At 34.3% G+C, this 17,307-nt stretch carries 15 protein-coding genes; 4 read left to right on the forward strand and 11 right to left on the reverse strand.

What is annotated here, in order from left to right:
- Positions 1-12: 12 nt before the first annotated feature.
- Positions 13-1,035: a TerC/Alx family metal homeostasis membrane protein gene (locus H3S74_RS05470; protein WP_198247427.1), complete on the reverse strand. Its 1,023-nt coding sequence runs from the start codon at positions 1,033-1,035 to the stop codon at positions 13-15.
- A 179-nt stretch (positions 1,036-1,214) separates the two neighbouring features.
- On the opposite strand from H3S74_RS05470, the gene dacB reads away from it, so the two are divergent.
- A complete protein-coding gene (dacB, locus tag H3S74_RS05475) occupies positions 1,215-2,648 on the forward strand; it encodes a serine-type D-Ala-D-Ala carboxypeptidase (protein ID WP_198200697.1) in 1,434 nt (477 codons plus the stop codon).
- A gap of 49 nt (positions 2,649-2,697) precedes the next feature.
- Here the strand turns inward: dacB and H3S74_RS05480 are convergent, their stop codons facing one another.
- On the reverse strand, positions 2,698-4,533 hold the full coding sequence (locus H3S74_RS05480; RefSeq protein ID WP_198247428.1) for an ABC transporter ATP-binding protein: 1,836 nt from the start codon (positions 4,531-4,533) through the stop codon (positions 2,698-2,700).
- 258 nt (positions 4,534-4,791) lie between these two features.
- Positions 4,792-5,475 carry a LexA family transcriptional regulator gene (locus H3S74_RS05485; protein WP_110447271.1) on the reverse strand — a complete coding sequence of 228 codons (684 nt, stop codon included), beginning with the start codon at positions 5,473-5,475 and terminating at the stop codon, positions 4,792-4,794.
- A 655-nt stretch (positions 5,476-6,130) separates the two neighbouring features.
- Between H3S74_RS05485 and tatA the strand changes: the two genes are divergently transcribed.
- Both tatA and H3S74_RS05495 read left to right on the forward strand, forming a co-directional pair.
- Positions 6,131-6,307: a Sec-independent protein translocase subunit TatA gene (gene tatA / locus H3S74_RS05490; RefSeq protein ID WP_081300038.1), complete on the forward strand. Its 177-nt coding sequence runs from the start codon at positions 6,131-6,133 to the stop codon at positions 6,305-6,307.
- Between the two features lie 12 nt (positions 6,308-6,319).
- The gene (locus H3S74_RS05495; RefSeq protein WP_198247429.1) at positions 6,320-7,504 is read left to right on the forward strand and encodes an FAD-dependent monooxygenase; all 1,185 of its coding nucleotides are present in this window, start codon (positions 6,320-6,322) and stop codon (positions 7,502-7,504) included.
- A gap of 43 nt (positions 7,505-7,547) precedes the next feature.
- Here H3S74_RS05495 and H3S74_RS05500 read toward each other — a convergent pair whose 3' ends face one another.
- From H3S74_RS05500 to raiA, 5 genes are all read right to left on the reverse strand, one after another.
- Positions 7,548-8,588 carry an NADH:flavin oxidoreductase/NADH oxidase gene (locus H3S74_RS05500; RefSeq protein WP_198200691.1) on the reverse strand — a complete coding sequence of 347 codons (1,041 nt, stop codon included), beginning with the start codon at positions 8,586-8,588 and terminating at the stop codon, positions 7,548-7,550.
- Positions 8,589-8,722: 134 nt separating this feature from the next.
- Positions 8,723-9,919, reverse strand: coding sequence for an MFS transporter (locus H3S74_RS05505; protein ID WP_198247430.1), 1,197 nt, complete (start codon positions 9,917-9,919; stop codon positions 8,723-8,725).
- Positions 9,920-9,993: 74 nt separating this feature from the next.
- Positions 9,994-11,031 (reverse strand): A/G-specific adenine glycosylase, encoded by a 1,038-nt coding sequence (gene mutY, locus H3S74_RS05510; RefSeq protein WP_198247431.1) that lies wholly within the window; start codon positions 11,029-11,031, stop codon positions 9,994-9,996.
- Between the two features lie 8 nt (positions 11,032-11,039).
- Positions 11,040-12,191, reverse strand: a complete 1,152-nt coding sequence (pheA, locus tag H3S74_RS05515; RefSeq protein WP_110447275.1) for a bifunctional chorismate mutase/prephenate dehydratase — start codon at positions 12,189-12,191, stop codon at positions 11,040-11,042.
- Between the two features lie 97 nt (positions 12,192-12,288).
- Complete coding sequence (raiA, locus tag H3S74_RS05520) at positions 12,289-12,621, reverse strand: ribosome-associated translation inhibitor RaiA (RefSeq protein WP_198200685.1); 333 nt, start codon at positions 12,619-12,621, stop codon at positions 12,289-12,291.
- Between the two features lie 251 nt (positions 12,622-12,872).
- Here raiA and trmJ point away from each other — a divergent pair, with 251 nt between their 5' ends.
- Complete coding sequence (trmJ, locus tag H3S74_RS05525) at positions 12,873-13,610, forward strand: tRNA (cytosine(32)/uridine(32)-2'-O)-methyltransferase TrmJ (protein ID WP_086363046.1); 738 nt, start codon at positions 12,873-12,875, stop codon at positions 13,608-13,610.
- 56 nt (positions 13,611-13,666) lie between these two features.
- Here the strand turns inward: trmJ and cysS are convergent, their stop codons facing one another.
- From cysS to lysC, 3 genes are all read right to left on the reverse strand, one after another.
- Positions 13,667-15,058 (reverse strand): cysteine--tRNA ligase, encoded by a 1,392-nt coding sequence (cysS, locus tag H3S74_RS05530; RefSeq protein WP_198247432.1) that lies wholly within the window; start codon positions 15,056-15,058, stop codon positions 13,667-13,669.
- 226 nt (positions 15,059-15,284) lie between these two features.
- Positions 15,285-15,527, reverse strand: a complete 243-nt coding sequence (locus H3S74_RS05535) for a GlsB/YeaQ/YmgE family stress response membrane protein (RefSeq protein WP_065578554.1) — start codon at positions 15,525-15,527, stop codon at positions 15,285-15,287.
- A 344-nt stretch (positions 15,528-15,871) separates the two neighbouring features.
- Positions 15,872-17,233: a lysine-sensitive aspartokinase 3 gene (gene lysC / locus H3S74_RS05540; RefSeq protein WP_198247433.1), complete on the reverse strand. Its 1,362-nt coding sequence runs from the start codon at positions 17,231-17,233 to the stop codon at positions 15,872-15,874.
- Positions 17,234-17,307 lie beyond the last annotated feature (74 nt).

The following is a 17,307-nucleotide window of genomic DNA, read 5'->3' on the forward strand; positions in this document are numbered from 1 at the left end:
TCTCCTCATATCTTATTTTTTTGTTTGGTTAGGCCAAATAACACTCGCAATAATACCTAACAATAATATACCTAATACCACATAAAGACTGGTGGTTGGGCTAATACTAATTCCATAACCAAATAGATGTTCAGTTGCATTTAAAGCAAGTTTTGCGGCAATAAAAAATAATAGGCAAATTACTGCTTTACCTAAATGAACAAGATATTGTTGCATTGCCTCTAAAACAAAATACATGGTTCGTAAGCCTAAAATAGCGAATATCATCGCACTATATACAATTAATGGCTCTTGGCTAACCGCAATTACTGCAGGGACCGAATCAAATGCAAACATAACATCACTTAACTCAATCACAACGATACATAAGAAGAGTGGTGTTGCATATAATGCACTTTTGGGTATTTTGTTGGTCAGTTCACTATTCTCTGGTTTGGCTAGTTCGATGTTGAGTTGTTTTTGCGTTAGTAAGAAATGGTGCCCGACTATTTTAGGGTAGGAAGGAAAAATACGTTTAGCAATACGATAAGCAAAATGTTCTGAATAATCTTTTATCTCATCATCATTGCCTTGGTTTTTTAGCATCATCAATCCAGTTAAGGCAACCACGACAGAGAAAACCAGCTCCATCCAAGATCCTAAGGATAATAGACCAGTACCAATAATAACAAAAACAGCTCGGAATATGATTGCACCAATCACTCCCCAATACAGTAACCGATGTCGATAATTGTTCGGGATAGCAAACCAAGAAAACAGTGCCATAATAACAAATAAATTATCAACAGAGAGTGCTTTTTCAAGTACATAACCAGTAATAAACAGGCTAGCTATTTCACTACCGTGATGTATATATAGGTAAAGCGCAAATCCTAAAGCCACGAAAATCCAAAATAAAGACCAAATAATCGCACTAGTTAAGCTAATGGGCTTATCATTATGATGAGCATATAAATCAATTATAATCGCAGCTAAAGCCAAAACGATAAACATCAGCACGGTTTCAATGGGAAAGCCTAATGAATGTTGAATCATAGCTATGTTACCTATATTAAGTTATTTTTTTGAAATAAATAGAAAAATATTATGAGTATTGATATTTGGAACATATTTTTAAAAGTGATTGAGTATATATTGATAGGCCAAGCAAAAAAAGATATATTTATCATCTTTACTTAACTATCATTATTCAATACTCATGTGAGCATACGTTCATGACTAATATAAAGGTATCTTTTTTCTTCATTGTTACTTTTTTTTCATGTTTATTACCAGCACAGTCAGTGGAACCATATATCTCATCCTTACCTAAAGGAAGTGATTTATCCATTTTAGTGCAAACTGTTGAGGGAAAACCTAAAACTTTAGCAAAATACAAAAGTGATCAATTTAAACAACCTGCTAGTACGCAAAAAGTAATAACGGCATTAGCTGCACAACTTGAACTTGGTGACAATTTTCGGTTTATTACTGGTATGTATACCAATGGTTCTCTAAATAATAAACAGCTTAGTGGTGATCTTATTATCAAGTTGAGTGGGGATCCAACTTTTAATCGTGCTAGGTTGAAGAATATGATTACCGCTTTACGTCAAAAAGGCGTAGAAAAGATCTCAGGTAATGTTATTTTAGATACTTCTATTTTTGCTAGTCATGATAAAGCAGAAGGTTGGTCATGGAATAATTTAACTGCTTGTTATAATGCCCCTGCATCGGCAGCAACAATTGATGATAACTGCTTTGTTGCAACCATTACTCCAGGTAAAACTGGTTCCAAAGCTTCGATATCAGTATCACCTAATATACCGGTTATGGTTACAGGTGATGTCAGAACAATTGCTGCCAATAGCAAAGATTTAAATGATAGATATTGTGAACTTGATGTTAGTGCTGATAAAAATCGTTACCATTTATCTGGTTGTATCGCGTCGAATGCTGATAAAACACCATTAAAGTTTGCGGTAATTGATCCAACCGAATATTTTTCAACAATTTTAAAAAATGAACTAAAACAACAAAAGATTACTTTTAATGGTCGAGTTGTTGAAAGAAAACAAAAAGCAGCAGGTGGGTTAACATTACTGACTTCAAGCCAATCAGCGCCACTTTCAGAGTTATTAACCGTCATGCTCAAAAAATCAAATAATTTATATGCTGATACTATTTTTAGAACCTTAGGTGCGCATTATTATAATGTGTCTGGAACTTGGCGTAATGGTGGTGATGCGGTAAAACAAATTTTACGTAAAAAAGCCGGAATTGATTTAGAAAATTTAGTTATTGCCGATGGTTCTGGTTTATCACGTCTAAACTTGGTTAGTGCGAATAAATTAATGGAGATTTTGCAATATATTTCTGTACATAATAATCAATTAGCTTTTATTGAAAAATTACCGATTGCTGGCGTAGATGGAACGTTACAAAATCGTAAAAGTTTTAATCAAGCTCCATTTAAAGAAGCGGTTATGGCTAAAACGGGTTATATTCAAGGTAGCTATAATTTAGCTGGGTTTATTCAAAAATCAGATGGTCGTTATATTGCCTTTGTTCAGTTATTATCCGGCTATCGAGCTGATAGTCAAGGTGAACCAAAAAATGGTGCAATTATGCGATTTGAATCTGAATTTTATAAAAACTTTATTAATTAATATATAGAATTAGTATAAGGGCGATGTTTAATCGCCCTTATATTTTTAGTTAGAAATTATCCGCTAGGAAGCCACCACTTTGATGTTTCCAAAGTTGTGCATAAAGACCATTTTTACTGAGTAATTCTTGATGTGTTCCTTGTTCAATGATTTTACCTTGATCTAACACGATTAATCGATCCATTGCTGCGATCGTTGATAAGCGATGGGCAATAGCAATAACCGTTTTACCTTCCATTAAGGTATATAAACTTTCTTGGATGGCTTGTTCAATTTCAGAATCCAGTGCACTTGTAGCTTCATCTAATAACAGTATTGGTGCATTTTTTAAAATAACACGAGCAATAGCAATCCGTTGACGTTGTCCGCCAGATAATTTAATTCCTCGTTCACCAACAAAAGCATCGTAGCCAGTTCTACCATTAGCATCAACTAAACCTTCAATAAAACTGTCAGCATGGGCTTTTTGGGCAGCGATTATCATCTCTTGTTCAGTAGCATGATTATTTCCGTATAGTAAATTGTCTCTTACTGAACGATGTAACAGAGACGTATCTTGGGTTACCATACCAATTTGAGCACGTAAACTCTCTTGATTTACTTTAGTAATATCCTGACCATCAATGGTGATCTCACCATGTTGTAAATCATAAAATCGCAACAATAAATTGATTAATGTTGATTTGCCAGCTCCAGATCTGCCAACTAAACCAATTTTTTCCCCAGGTTTGATGGTTAAATTTAAATTCTCAATAATTGCATTATTTAGTTTTTCATCGTAGCTGAAATCTATCTGTTTAAATTCAATTTTACCTTCAGTTACTTTAAGTGTAGGTGCATTTGGTTGATCAACAACCGTTTTCGCTGCAGAAAATGTATTAATACCATCTTTAACTACGCCAATGTTTTCAAATAGTGAAGCCATTTCCCACATAATCCAATGTGAAAATCCATTTAATCTTAGCGCTACTGCGGTTGTGGTTGCAATTGCACCGACACCAACGAAATCATTGCTCCATAACCATAATGATAAGCCGGTAGTGCCCAGTACTAGGAAAATAGACAATAAATGATTAACAATTTCAAAGCTACTGACTAAACGCATTTGCTTATTAACTGTAACCATAAATTCATCCATCGATTCTTGTGCATATTTTGCCTCATTACCTGCATGAGAAAACAGTTTTACCGTCATGATATTTGTGTAAGCATCTGTTACACGGCCAGTCATGGTTGAACGCGCATCTGCTTGCATACTTGCTACTTTACTTAATCGTGGAATGAAGTAATACATAGCAATGCCATAAAAAAAACACCAGACTATAAATGGAACTAATAACCAAAGATCTAATTGACCTATGATTGTTGCCATGGTGACAAATGAAATTAGAACATAAATAAAGATATCAGCGACTAAAAAGCAAGTATCTCTTACAGCAAGTGCAGTTTGCATGACTTTTGCTGATATTCTACCGGCGAATTCATCTTGAAAAAAACGCATGCTTTGATTTAGTACTAATCTGTGCAAATTCCAACGTAAACGCATTGGAAAATTTCCAGCTAAGCATTGATGCTTAATGATGGTTTGTAAGGCAATAATAATCGTGCTAGCTAATATAATGATGGCAAATACGATTAAAGTTGTTTTTTCTTGTTGCCAAAATTGATTTGGTGATGCAGCAGCAAGCCAATCAACAACTTTACCAAGTGCTGCATATAAAAATGCCTCAAAGGCACCAGCTAGCGCACTCAATATTATTAATAGTAATAAGAAACCGCGAGTTCCTTTAGTGGATTGCCAAATAAAGCTAAAAAAATCTTTAGCCATTGGTTGTGGTTCATCTTTGGGATAAGGTGATACCAATTTTTCAAAAAATCGATACATAGTTGACCTAATTAGTTAAAAGGTTATTCACTGATAATTTATCAATGATATAAAAAGTGAGGTTTGTGTTGCTAAATACTTATTGCTGTAGTTGCAAACATAAATCTGAAATTAGTAAATTAAAATCACTTGAATATATACCTATTAAACTGATGTTATGTGTTATGAAAAACGTAACGTTTTGAGGAAAGGGGGTTTTTATACTTTCCTCATGTAATAAATTATATCTTGAAAAATTTTAGATTACTAATAATTGTCTTAAAAGACATCTTTGATAACTTGTACTACTCGGCCGACAATGTTGTATTTTTCAAAATGAGCTTTAGGTACTTCAATTGTTGGGTATTGATCATTATTACAGATTAATATCCAATTACCGAGAGTTAAGCGTATTTTTCTTAATAATGTAAAATTTTCATATTCTAATAAATAAATAGCACCATCAATAATTTCGTTTACATCGGTATTAATAATTAAGCCGTTATTATTTTCGATATCAGGCGCCATCAAATCACCTTTAGCCCAGTAAAGAATTAATTTTTTTATATCTAAACCTCGATGAGATGCCCAACCTTCAATTACAGGATAATTCATCACAGGAGGAGTTTCGCGAACATAACGTTGGTTTTGTGCTTCTTCTTTAGTTGGTAACTGTTTTTTATAAACCGGAATACGATAGATATTTTCATTATAGACTTCATCATCATCTTTAGGATTTAAAATTTCTAGCTTATAACCTGTTGCTAACCAGTTAAATGATACGTTACATTTCTCGGCAATCACTTCTAAACGGGTCAATGATGGATAAGTTTTTCCTGACAAATAATCACGAATTACTGTTTCTGACATATCACATTTTTTTGCAAAAGCGGATACAGATAGACCTTGCATTGAAGTATGGAGTCTGTCTTTAAAAGTTTTGACATTTTTATTTTTAATCATATTTATTTTTGTCTCGTTTTTATTTATTCATCCGATTTATGATTATATTGTATTTTTTATGAGTTTTATATAAGTGATTAAATGAATATTCTTAACATTATAGTTTTTAAATATGAATATTCTTTAAAGTTCGTTTTATATTTTGTTATTTTATTGAATTTTCATATAAAAACAAACGTTTTTTGTTTTTTTAATAAATTTATTTCGTTGTTTTTTTTGTTGTATTTCTTTGTTTTTCCGCGAGGTTGTTTTCCGATTTATGGGCTAAAAATGGCTTTTTTTAGTGAGTAAGTATTGAATAAATATGCTTAAATTACATTTGTGTCATTTTCTGTTTGTTTTGTTAATATTTTATTAACGCTATTTATTATTCGTGTAAATTTGATTATTTTCGCTAAAATCCAAATAAAAACGTTGACTGAGGCGAAAAAAAATGGATAATAAGCTGCGTAAGGATTTTTCATTGTTTTCTTTCCTTATATTCCTTATATTTCATGTTGGCCTGCATAATTTTTATGCAGGTCTTTTTTTTATTTAAAATTAACTTGTCATGAAATCCCAGTTTAAAAAGAGTATAATTAATTCCATTATTTAAAATCTATTTGCTGAGTAACAGAGTCCAAATAGAGATATATCTTTAAAAGAGGTTTTAATTATGTCATTTAGCATCCCACATCTTTTGGTCTTTCTAGCTGTAGTTGTGTTAATTTTTGGAACCAAAAAATTACGCAATTTAGGTTCTGATCTTGGCTCAGCATTAAAAGGTTTCAAAAAAGCAATGAATGATGATGAAGTTGAAACCAAAAATGATAATAAGCTTGATAAGCAATAACAAAATATTGATATGAAAACGCAATTCGATGTCGCCATTGTTGGTGGTGGATTAGTCGGTTTGGCTACAGCCTGTGCATTAAGCAGATACGATTTAACGGTAGCCATTATTGATACTAAAGTTGATGAATGGCAAGATTTTAATGTTGATGACATAGGTATAAGAGCGTCGGCGATAAATGGTGCCAGCCAGAGATATTTTTCTCAAATTGGTATTTGGCATGATCTTTGTGCTAGCAATCGAGTTCATTCTTTTAGTGAAATTGGTGTCTGGGAAAAGAATGGTTTAGCTCATCTTTCGGCTCATGCTAAAGATTATGGTTATGAAAATCTCGGCTATATTATTGAAAATAATCTCATCGCTTACCATTTGTATCAACTTGCGGCAGCAACAGATAATATTACTATTTTCAATCAGGTGGCTATAGATAATAATTATACTGATGATTATGCCTTTTTGACCTTAGCAGATAATACGACTTTACAAGCTAAATTAATTATTGGTGCTGATGGTGCTCATTCTTGGTTACGTAGACATGAAAAAATATCAGTATTTGAGCGTAATTATCTTCACCACGCAGTGATTACTACTGTTGAAACACAATTCCCTCATCAAGCATGCGCCAGACAGATTTTTTACCCGAATGGTATTGTTGCATTTTTACCGCTTTGGCAAGCTAATAAAAGCTGTTTGGTATGGTCAACTAAACCAGCACAAACAGAAATTTTAACTTCGCTGACAGAATCTGATTTTTGCCACGAATTGTTCAAATTAGCCGGTGATAAAGTAGGGCAATGTCAGTTGGTTAATCCACGAATGGTCTTTCCATTAAAAGCTCGTTTTGCCAAACAATTTATTAAACACCGATTAGCCTTAATTGGTGATGCAGCTCATACTATTCATCCATTAGCAGGACAAGGCGTTAATTTAGGTTTTCAAGATTCTGCATTGTTGGTGGCTACTATTAAAAAGCTTATTGATGAGCAAAAAGATATTGGTTTAGTGGAAAACTTAAAATCATTCCAATTTACTCGTCGTAAAGATGCATTAGTGATGCTAACAGCTATGCGAACGATCCAAGATATGTTTAATGGCGATAATGCCTTTAAAAAGATGGTTAGGACGGTTGGTATGAATGCGATTGACAACTTTTCACCAATAAAGAAACAGTTGATCAAATACGCCATGCAAATTTAATCTATTACTCATCCTGTATTTGTGAACACAGGATGAGTAGCTATTATTTGAAAGATATTTGATAAGAAGTTGGTATAAATGGTGACGATGGAATTCGTAACGGCCAATAAGGATCTTTCAATAAACCTCGACCAATTCCAACTAAATCAGCATCCCCAGTGCTTAGCACATAATCGGCAACATAAGGATCTTCAAGCATACCAACAGTGATAATCGGTAAATCGGTTACCTGTCTAATTGCTCGGGCTAGATAAACTTGGTAACCAGCATGAAAATCAGGTGTGCGTTCTGGATCCAGTTTTCCATCTCCACCACCACTAACATCTAAAACATCGGCACCAGCTTGAGCTAATCGTTTGGCAATTTGGCAGCCATAATCAATATCATAACCGTTAGTACCGTATTCTTTAGCCGAAAAGCGCACAATTAATGGCATATCTTTTGGCATAACAGATTTTGCAGCTTTAATAACTTGTTCAGCGAATAATAATTTATCTTGACCATATTCATCGGTTCTTAAATTCGTTTTTGGCGAACAGAATTGGTGAATTAAATAACCATGAGCACCATGTAATTCAATGGCATCAAAACCTGCTTCCACTGCTCGTTTCGTTGATTGTTTAAATTTTTCGATGATGTCGATAATTTCATCTTTGGTTAATTCTCTTGGCATTTGGTATTGCCATTCCGGATTAGCTTCGACATTGCCATCATAGCGGGTGGCAGAACATGAAACCACATCAGACTCACCTAAAGCTTTTCGACCAGCATGAGCAATTTGAATAGCAATTTTACCATTTTGTGCATGAACAGCATCGACAATACCTTTCAGTTGATCGCGTTGTTTATCATTCCATAATCCCAAACAGTTAGGTGTAATTCGCCCATTAGGCGCTACATTCGTCATTTCTAAAATAATTAAGCCGACACCACCAATCGCCCGAGAAACGTAATGAACAAAGTGCCAATCATTAGCTAACCCATCTTTTGCTTGATATTGACACATTGGTGGCATAACGATGCGATTTTTGAGTGATAAATTTTTTACTTTAAATGGCGTATTAAGATAAGATATTTTTGCCATAAGTAACTCCTGTTTTAATAATGGTTCAAATACTAACTAGTTATATTAACAGATAAATAATATATGGTGTTTAATATCTGAAACTTAAAGAGGATAATGGTTAAAAACCCCGTTCCTCAAAATTTTTAGTTTAATTAAGCCTTATGTTTAGGATGGTGAACGGTTCTAAGATAATAGACCCAACAGAGTATACCTAAGAGTCCTAAAACGGTTCCGGAAATAATTATTGCTATCCAACCATAATTGCTATACAAGTAAGTAGAAGCAATAGAGCCTAACATACCACCGATAAAATAACTGACCATGTAACCAGTATTCATACGGCTACGAGCTTCTGGACGAATTTGATAAATAGCATTCATATTGGATACATGGGTAACTTGCACAGCAAAATCTAATAAGATTACACCAAAAATTAAGGCCACGAGAGAATACTTGGCAATAGAAAGCGGTAGCCAAGCAGCAAGTAATAATGTCAAACCAATGGAAGTGGCTAACCAGCCTTTTCCTTGATCTGATAATTTGCCTACGATGGGGGAACCTAATGCGCCTGCTGCACCAGCCAAACCGAACAAACCAATAATAAAGTCAGAATAATGATAAGGAGCATCACTTAATAAGAAGGCCAGCGGTGTCCATAATAATGAAAATAAAGCAAAGGAAATAATCGCTAACAATGACCTGATGCGTAAAACAGCTTCTTGTTTGTACAATGAACCAATTGACAATAACAGTTGGAAATAGTTAATGTCGATGTTGTTTTTATAAGTTGGTAATGATAACCAAAGTAATAAAGTGACTAAGGTCATAATTGACGAGGCAATCCAATAAACATAATGCCAATCGGCTATTGATGAAACAAAACCCGCAAATGTTCTACCTAGTAGAATACCAAGTAACATACCGCTCATTAGTGTGCCGACAATTTTACCTCGATGTTCAGGACGTGATAGCGTTGCAGCAAAAGGAATGAGTACTTGGGCAACGGTCGAAAATAGGCCTGTCATTGCAGTACCTAATATCAACATCCATAAATGCTTTGATATCGCACTAATTATTAGTCCACAGATTGATAATATCATTAATGTAAGTATTAGCTGTTTACGTTCAATTTTATCTCCGAGTGGGGTGATAAATAGTAAACCAACAGCATAACTAAATTGAGCGGCCATAATGATTAAACCTGCATGTTTAACTGCAATATGTAAATCATCAGTTATTGAATGTAATAGCGGTTGTGCATAATAATTACTGGCAATTGTAATGCCAATGGCAAAAGCCATCAAAAAAACTAACCACGCAGATAGCCCTTGGGATTGTTTGCGACTCATAGTAAAAAGATAAGAAAATAAATAATGACTAATTATATATCAAAAGTTTATTAGATACTGTTAAATAGTGGTGTTTAAGCTAATTGATTCAATAAATTATAAACAGGCGTAGCTAAGCCAATTTTGGTATTCTCCGAGTTAAGTTTATACCAATAACCATTTGAATCCTCCAAACACTTAGTGTTATTTTTCATCTCACAGTAAATTGGGATAATATCTAAGTGAAAATGGCTAAACGTATGACGAAAGGCTATTAACTGTTTAGGTTTGCTGGTTTCAATACCATGCTTTTCCAGCCAGTCAGTTAATGCTTGCTCGCTTGAGAATTGTGGTAAGCAATATAAACCGCCCCAAATCCCAGCCGGAGGTCTTTTTTCTAGCCAAATAGCTTTACTATTTTCGAGCATTAAAAAATAGGCCATTTTTTCAGGTATAGTTTTTTTAGGTTTTTTGGTTGGATATTGTTGCCAACGGTCACTCTGATAAGCAAGGCATGAGTAGTTTAATGGGCATAAATTGCATTTTGGTTTCGAACGTGTACAGACCATTGCACCAATATCCATCATTGCTTGATTAAATTTTGCAACGTTATGTTTAGGTGTCACTTGTTCACTTAATTGCCAAAGTTGATTCTCAACAATTTTATTCCCAGGCCAACCTTCTATTGCAAAAGATCGGGTTAAAACTCGCTTTACATTGCCATCAAGTATCGGGTAATGTTGATTTTGTGATAGAGATAAAATGGCACCAGCGGTTGAACGCCCAACTCCCGGCAAGGCAATCACATCTTCAAATTTAGTTGGAAATTTGCCATCAAAATTTTCAGCGATAACCTGTGCTGCTTTATGTAAATTGCGTGCCCTAGCATAATAGCCCAGTCCGGTCCAAAGATGTAATATATCGTCAATTGGCGCTTTAGCTAAATCAGTAATTTTAGGGAATTGTGCAATAAAACGCTTAAAGTATGGAATAACCGTTGCTACTTGTGTCTGCTGTAACATGACTTCGGATAACCAAACATGATAGGGGCTTTTTTCAATTTGCCATGGTAGTGATTTTCTACCGTACTGTTCATACCAATCAAGTACAGCATTTGCAAAATTTTTTGTCATGCTAGTCATTACATAATAGCGGTAATTGAATCACTAGGATAACAGCCAAGTACTTTGGTATATAAAGTGATTGCAGCTAATTCTTTAAGCGCGACTTGCATTTCATAATCATGAACATTACCTTGTAGATCAATATAAAACATCTCTTCCCATGGTGTACCATGGATAGGTCGTGATTCAAGTTTTGTCATAACAATATTATGATTACGTAAAACGGATAGGGCATCAACTAGAGCACCTGCTTGTTGGCCTGTTTTCATTAAGATCGTGGTTTTAGCTGGAATTTGTTCGGAAACTTCGATTGGATCGCGCGCTAAAACAATAAAACGGGTAATATTCTCTTTTTGATTAGCAAAATTGTGCTCAAGAACCTGTAAACCGTATAATTCACCCCCGTCTTTGTTACCCATAGCAGCAATATTAGGTTGATTTAATTTAGCAACAGTTTCCATTGCTGATGAAGTGCTATCACAATAAACGATTTTCCAATGTGGATAATTTTCTAGGAAATTACTGCATTGTTGGAAAGGTTGCGGGTGGCTATAAATGGTATCTATTTGCTCAAGTTTAGCACTAGGAATGGCTAAAACGCAGTGATCAATCGGTAATGATAGTTCACCAATAATATGTAAATTGGTTTTTTGTAACAAATCATAAACTTCATTGATAGAGCCGGAACTAGAATTCTCTATTGGCAAAATTCCATAATCAACAACTTTTGATTCGATCTTTTCAAACACATCTTTAAACGTACTGCAGCTTGATTCAGTTAACTGATCAAAGTGGGTACTCGCATAACGGCGGGCTGCAGAATGTGAATATGATCCTTTGGGTCCTAAAAAGGCAATATTTGCTGAGGAAATAGCCCCTTGATTCAATTTTTCTTGTAAAAGTTTCTGTTGTAATAGCACTGAATCTTCAATAATAATTTGATACAGGCGCTTAATTAAAATATCATCAAGATTGTATTGTTTACCTTGTTCGATTAATGCCTTAATGAGTGAGCGTTCACGAGCTAAATCACGCAAAGGTATGTTAGCCGCTATTTTTGTTTGAATAACTTCGGTTGAAACTTGACGTCTTTCAGCAAGGATTTCAATTAATTTTTGATCGAGTCGGTTAATTTTTTCGCGTAAAGGCAATAAAGGATTGGTAGTCATATTCATTAATATAATAAAAAATAGATGGGCAATATTATAGCAAGCTAAAAAATAAAGGCACTATTAAAGTGCCTTTTTATGACTTTTGAATTATTAATTAATATTCTTCTTCAACTACTGCATTTTTTATACTGTCAAATGCACGGCGAGATTCGCCTTTATGTTGGATTTTATTCAGTTGTTTTTCAAGTTTAGCAACTAAGTCATTAATTGCAGCATACATATCTGAGTGTTTAGCGGAAGCAACTAGTGGCGAACCTTTGGTTGCAATTGTCGCATCAACAATAAATCCATCAGGTTCTTTAGATAAAATAAAGTGAGGGTTAATTAACAGTGCTCTCCATTTATCTAATTTCGAAAACTTATCTTCTAGATAGCTACGAATTGCAGGGGTAATATCCATTTGTTTACTGGTAATACTTAAAGTCATAATTGACCTCCACTATGTTTACTTACAAATTGAGCTAATATAATTATTCTATTGATTACATTGACAAATTTTTTGCAATTCGTCAATAGGTTATTTCAATTTGATTAAACTTTTTGTGAACTTTGTCTAAAATAATGAATCTCTAGTTACGATTAACCTTTGTGAAACTGCTTTTAAACTAATTTTTATTATATACTGTAGTTTATTTGTGTTAATTTGAAGTATAAGTTGTGTTATTTAATGAGGAATATGTGAATTATTTAAATAATGTTAAGATTGTTTTAGTTGAAACTTCCCATACTGGTAATATGGGTTCTGCAGCTCGTGCAATGAAAACCATGGGATTAACTAATCTCTGTTTGGTTAATCCGATAATAAAGCCAGACTCTCAGTCTATTTCACTGGCAGCTGGCGCCAGTGATATTATCAAACAGGCACAAATATTTTCCTCTTTAGAACAAGCTGTTGCCGATTGTTCTTTAGTTATTGGTACTAGTGCTCGGCCTCGAAGCCTACAATGGCCAAATTTAACACCAAAAGAGTGTGGGGATAAAATAATTGCCGAAGCTTCTCATCATGCTCAAGTGGCTTTAGTTTTTGGTCGTGAACGGGTCGGGTTAACTAACGATGAATTACAAAAATGCCACTTCCATGTCGGTATTCCTGCTAATTCTGACTATAGCTCTTTAAATTTAGCCATGTCAGTACAAGTTCTTTGTTACGAAATCAGGATGTCGATGTTGTCTGCTCAAGACTCATTATCACACTTAGCTGATCAGAATATAAATGACACACAATATCCTAAAGATGAAGATATTGAACGATTTTATCAGCATTTAGAGCAAACCTTATTACAAACAGGTTTTATTAATCCTAATCATCCGGGACAAATTATGGGGCGTTTACGAAGATTATTTACTCGTGCCCGTATTGAACAACAAGAACTGAATATATTAAGGGGAATTTTAACCTCAATAGATAAAAAATAATTAATCTATCCCCTAGTAATTTTTTATTAAATCTAGGGGATTTTAGGTTTATTGCATTAACTTTTTTTACGCCAAGTTGTGCCGTTAGCACCGTCTTCTAAAATAATATTCATTTGATTGAGTTTATCTCGTGCCTCATCAGCTAAAGCCCAATTTTTACTAGCACGAGCATCATTACGTTGTTTAATTAATGCTTCAATGAGTTGTGTTTCACTATCATCCTGATTACTACCTTGTAAAAATTTAACTGGATCTTGTTCAAGTAAACCAAGTACAGAAGATAAATAGCGTAATTCAGCAGCAAGTTCATTGGCTAATTGCATATCATTTTCTGCTTTAGCTTTATTTATCTCTCGAGCTAAGTCAAATAAGGTTGAATATGCTTCTGGAGTATTGAAATCATCATTCATTGCCTGACAAAATTGTCGATAATAATCACTATCAGGCGTGTTATGTGGATAATGAGTATCAGTATCTCGTAAAGCAGTATAAAGTCTTTCTAAAGCAGTTCTAGCTTGCTTTAAATTTTCCTCACTATAATTAAGCTGGCTACGATAATGACCTGATAATAAAAAGTAACGCACAGTCTCTGCATCATAATGCTCTAATACATCACGAATGGTGAAAAAATTATTAAGTGATTTAGACATCTTTTCTTGGTCAATCATCACCATACCTGAGTGCATCCAGTAATTTACATATTGACCATTATGGGCACAGGTTGATTGGGCGATTTCATTTTCATGATGTGGGAACATTAAGTCAGATCCGCCACCATGGATATCAAAATGATTGCCTAACTGATGACTATTCATAGCCGAGCATTCAATATGCCAACCTGGGCGGCCTTTACCCCATGGAGAATCCCAACTCGGTTCGTTAGGTTTTGACATTTTCCAAAGTACAAAATCCATTGGATTGCGTTTTACATCAACGACATCAACGCGAGCGCCTGCTTGTAACTGTTCTAAATTTTGACGTGATAAAATGCCGTAGTTAGGATCACTATCGACAGAAAACATGACATCACCATTATCAGCGATATAAGCATGCTCTTTTTTGATTAACTCTTCTACAAGCTCGATAATTTGCGACATATGACGAGTTGCACGAGGCTCTACATCAGGTCGTTTTATATTCAGTGCGTCAAAATCGGCATACATCTCTTTTAACATGCGATCTGTTAATTCATCACAGGTTTCGCCATTTTCAAGCGCACGTTTAATGATTTTGTCATCGACATCGGTAATATTACGCACATAAGTCAGATCGTAACCTAAAAAACGTAAATAGCGAGTAACAACATCAAATGCAACAAAAGTACGACCATGGCCAATGTGGCAAAGATCATAAATGGTAACGCCACAGACATATAGTCCAACTTTATTAGCTGTAATAGGTTGAAATATCTCTTTTTCTCGAGTTAGTGTATTAAAGATTTTTAACATTATAAATTACTGCTCATGTCAGATTGTGATTAATCGTTAATATAACAAAAATCAGAGTATGGCGGAATGACTTTTGCTAATCTTAAAGATTAAAAACAGTACAAATAGTGATTGTATTAAAATTGTTTATGGTTTAATCAGTGCAGATTAAAATTGTTAGAAGAGGATTTGATTGAATCTGATATAAAATGACGAGTAAATGTCCTCGTCATTTTATTAAATAATTCTATTTTATTAACCGATAAATATAAATCAATAAAATAGCGCCAAGAACCGAAATAAATAAACTTGGGAAGTTAAAACCAGTTACACTACCCCAACCGAAGAATGTACTAATGTAACCACCAACTAATGCACCAGCCACACCAAGTAGAATGGTTTTAAGCACACCAACTTGTCCTAATGGCATAAAAAACTTAGCAATCCATCCAGCAATTAATCCTAGAATAATCCAGCTTAAAATACCCATGATAGTTTCCTTCGTCTAATTAAGTTAAAAGTTACTTTTTGTATAGCTTAAAACATATTGAAGATGAAAATAATCGTTGTGAAAGATATAACTAATTAATAAAACGTAATATTTACAGCTTTAAAAAAATTGTTATCAAAGAATGAAGAAAAATGATTAATACTAAGAACTGTGTGTAGCGATAAATGTATGTCACAGCATTACCTACAATAGCCTTCCATACAAATATTGAGTGTAGTTTACAATTATTTTTTCAAATATTCTAGAAATTTTTAGTATTGCTTAAGTGAAGATTAATATCATTATTTACAAGGAGCGATAATATAATCGCTCCCATTAAGTCATTATTCAAAAATAGTTTTGTGTAAAACTTTGATCACATCTTCTGCATCATTACTTCTTGCTAGTAAGCAAAGATTATGCGTACTAGCACCATAACAACATAGTCGAATAATAAAATCATCTAAAGCACCGAAAACTTCTTTTGCTATACCTTTAGTTGAGGTCAGATTATTACCAATTATAGCAATCAACGCTAAATCTTCTTCAACTTCAACATGGCAAACCGTTGATAACTCATCAAATAACGCTTTAGTTAATAAGCTGTTACCATTGGTATTTGTGCCTGTGGTATCAATGGTTAATGCAATGCTGACTTCAGAGGTTGTCACTAAATCGACCGAGATATTGTGTTTAGCCAATATAGTAAATACATTCGCTAAAAAGCCTTGTGCATGTAGCATATTTAAACTGGTTAAAGTCAATAATGTCTGTTGACGACGAAGTGCTAATGCTCTGAACGAAGGTAATGAAGATTTAATACTATGAGTATTATAGACAATAGTTCCTCCGTCTTGTGGTGCTTTGCTTGATCCAACAAAAACCGGAATATTGCTACGCACCGCTGGTACTAGTGTTGCTGGGTGTAAAACTTTAGCGCCAAAAGTAGCCATTTCAGCGGCTTCGGCAAACGATATTTCATCAATACGTTTTGCAGCAGAGGTAATCCGAGGATCAGTGGTATAAATACCAGCAACATCGGTCCAGATATCAATTTGGGTAGCATTTAATGCTTCGCCAAGTAAAGCCGCTGTATAATCGCTTCCGCCTCGGCCTAAGGTTGTGGTTTTACCTGAACTTTCACTGCCAATAAATCCTTGAGTAACGACGATAGTTTCTGGATTGAGGGATTTTAAATGTGCACAACATAGTTGTTTGATTTCATCAATTTTCGGTACTGCTTTACCAAATTTATCATCGGTGCGCATTACTTTACGGACATCAAACCAAATGGCATTTTTTTGTTGATGTTTTAGTATCTCAACAAACAGTTTTGATGACATTATTTCACCATGGCTAACTAATTCATCGGTTAATGCCGGTGAGGTTGCTAAACTTGCGGCTTCAGATAATGAAGCAATATTGGCAATAATTTGGTCAATTTCAGTGCGTAGAGCTTGATTTTCAGGTAGATTTTCTAAGATATTATATTGAATTGATTGAATTTTGGCGATGTGTTTTGCTCTGACATTGGCATCACGACCCTCAGCTAATGCTACCAATAAATTGGTTATACCTGCTGAGGCAGATAATACGACAACTTTGACATTAGGATTAGCTAGAACAATATTGGCACTGTTGACCATTGCTGGATAATCTGCAACGCTAGTACCACCAAATTTAGCAATTATAAATGATGTTTCCATGGATTCCTCATATTAAAAATTCTTATTTTTAACAGAGATAGAGCGGGCATGCCTTACTACCGTTTAAAAAACAC

This window comes from Gilliamella sp. W8126 (genome assembly GCF_016102185.1).
GTDB classification, from domain to species: Bacteria; Pseudomonadota; Gammaproteobacteria; order Enterobacterales; family Orbaceae; genus Gilliamella; species Gilliamella apis_A.

What these genes read in the sequence shown, in the direction of transcription:
- raiA (WP_198200685.1), bottom strand. Translation starts at nt 12,621, where the DNA reads ATGACTTTAAGTATTACCAGTAAACAAATGGATATTACCCCTGCAATT.
- H3S74_RS05500 (WP_198200691.1), bottom strand. Translation starts at nt 8,588, where the DNA reads ATGGCAAAAATATCTTATCTTAATACGCCATTTAAAGTAAAAAATTTA.
- dacB (WP_198200697.1), top strand. Translation starts at nt 1,215, where the DNA reads ATGACTAATATAAAGGTATCTTTTTTCTTCATTGTTACTTTTTTTTCA.
- mutY (WP_198247431.1), bottom strand. Translation starts at nt 11,031, where the DNA reads ATGACAAAAAATTTTGCAAATGCTGTACTTGATTGGTATGAACAGTAC.
- H3S74_RS05480 (WP_198247428.1), bottom strand. Translation starts at nt 4,533, where the DNA reads ATGTATCGATTTTTTGAAAAATTGGTATCACCTTATCCCAAAGATGAA.
- pheA (WP_110447275.1), bottom strand. Translation starts at nt 12,191, where the DNA reads ATGACTACCAATCCTTTATTGCCTTTACGCGAAAAAATTAACCGACTC.
- tatA (WP_081300038.1), top strand. Translation starts at nt 6,131, where the DNA reads ATGTCATTTAGCATCCCACATCTTTTGGTCTTTCTAGCTGTAGTTGTG.
- H3S74_RS05485 (WP_110447271.1), bottom strand. Translation starts at nt 5,475, where the DNA reads ATGATTAAAAATAAAAATGTCAAAACTTTTAAAGACAGACTCCATACT.
- H3S74_RS05470 (WP_198247427.1), bottom strand. Translation starts at nt 1,035, where the DNA reads ATGATTCAACATTCATTAGGCTTTCCCATTGAAACCGTGCTGATGTTT.
- cysS (WP_198247432.1), bottom strand. Translation starts at nt 15,058, where the DNA reads ATGTTAAAAATCTTTAATACACTAACTCGAGAAAAAGAGATATTTCAA.
- H3S74_RS05535 (WP_065578554.1), bottom strand. Translation starts at nt 15,527, where the DNA reads ATGGGTATTTTAAGCTGGATTATTCTAGGATTAATTGCTGGATGGATT.
- H3S74_RS05505 (WP_198247430.1), bottom strand. Translation starts at nt 9,919, where the DNA reads ATGAGTCGCAAACAATCCCAAGGGCTATCTGCGTGGTTAGTTTTTTTG.
- H3S74_RS05495 (WP_198247429.1), top strand. Translation starts at nt 6,320, where the DNA reads ATGAAAACGCAATTCGATGTCGCCATTGTTGGTGGTGGATTAGTCGGT.
- lysC (WP_198247433.1), bottom strand. Translation starts at nt 17,233, where the DNA reads ATGGAAACATCATTTATAATTGCTAAATTTGGTGGTACTAGCGTTGCA.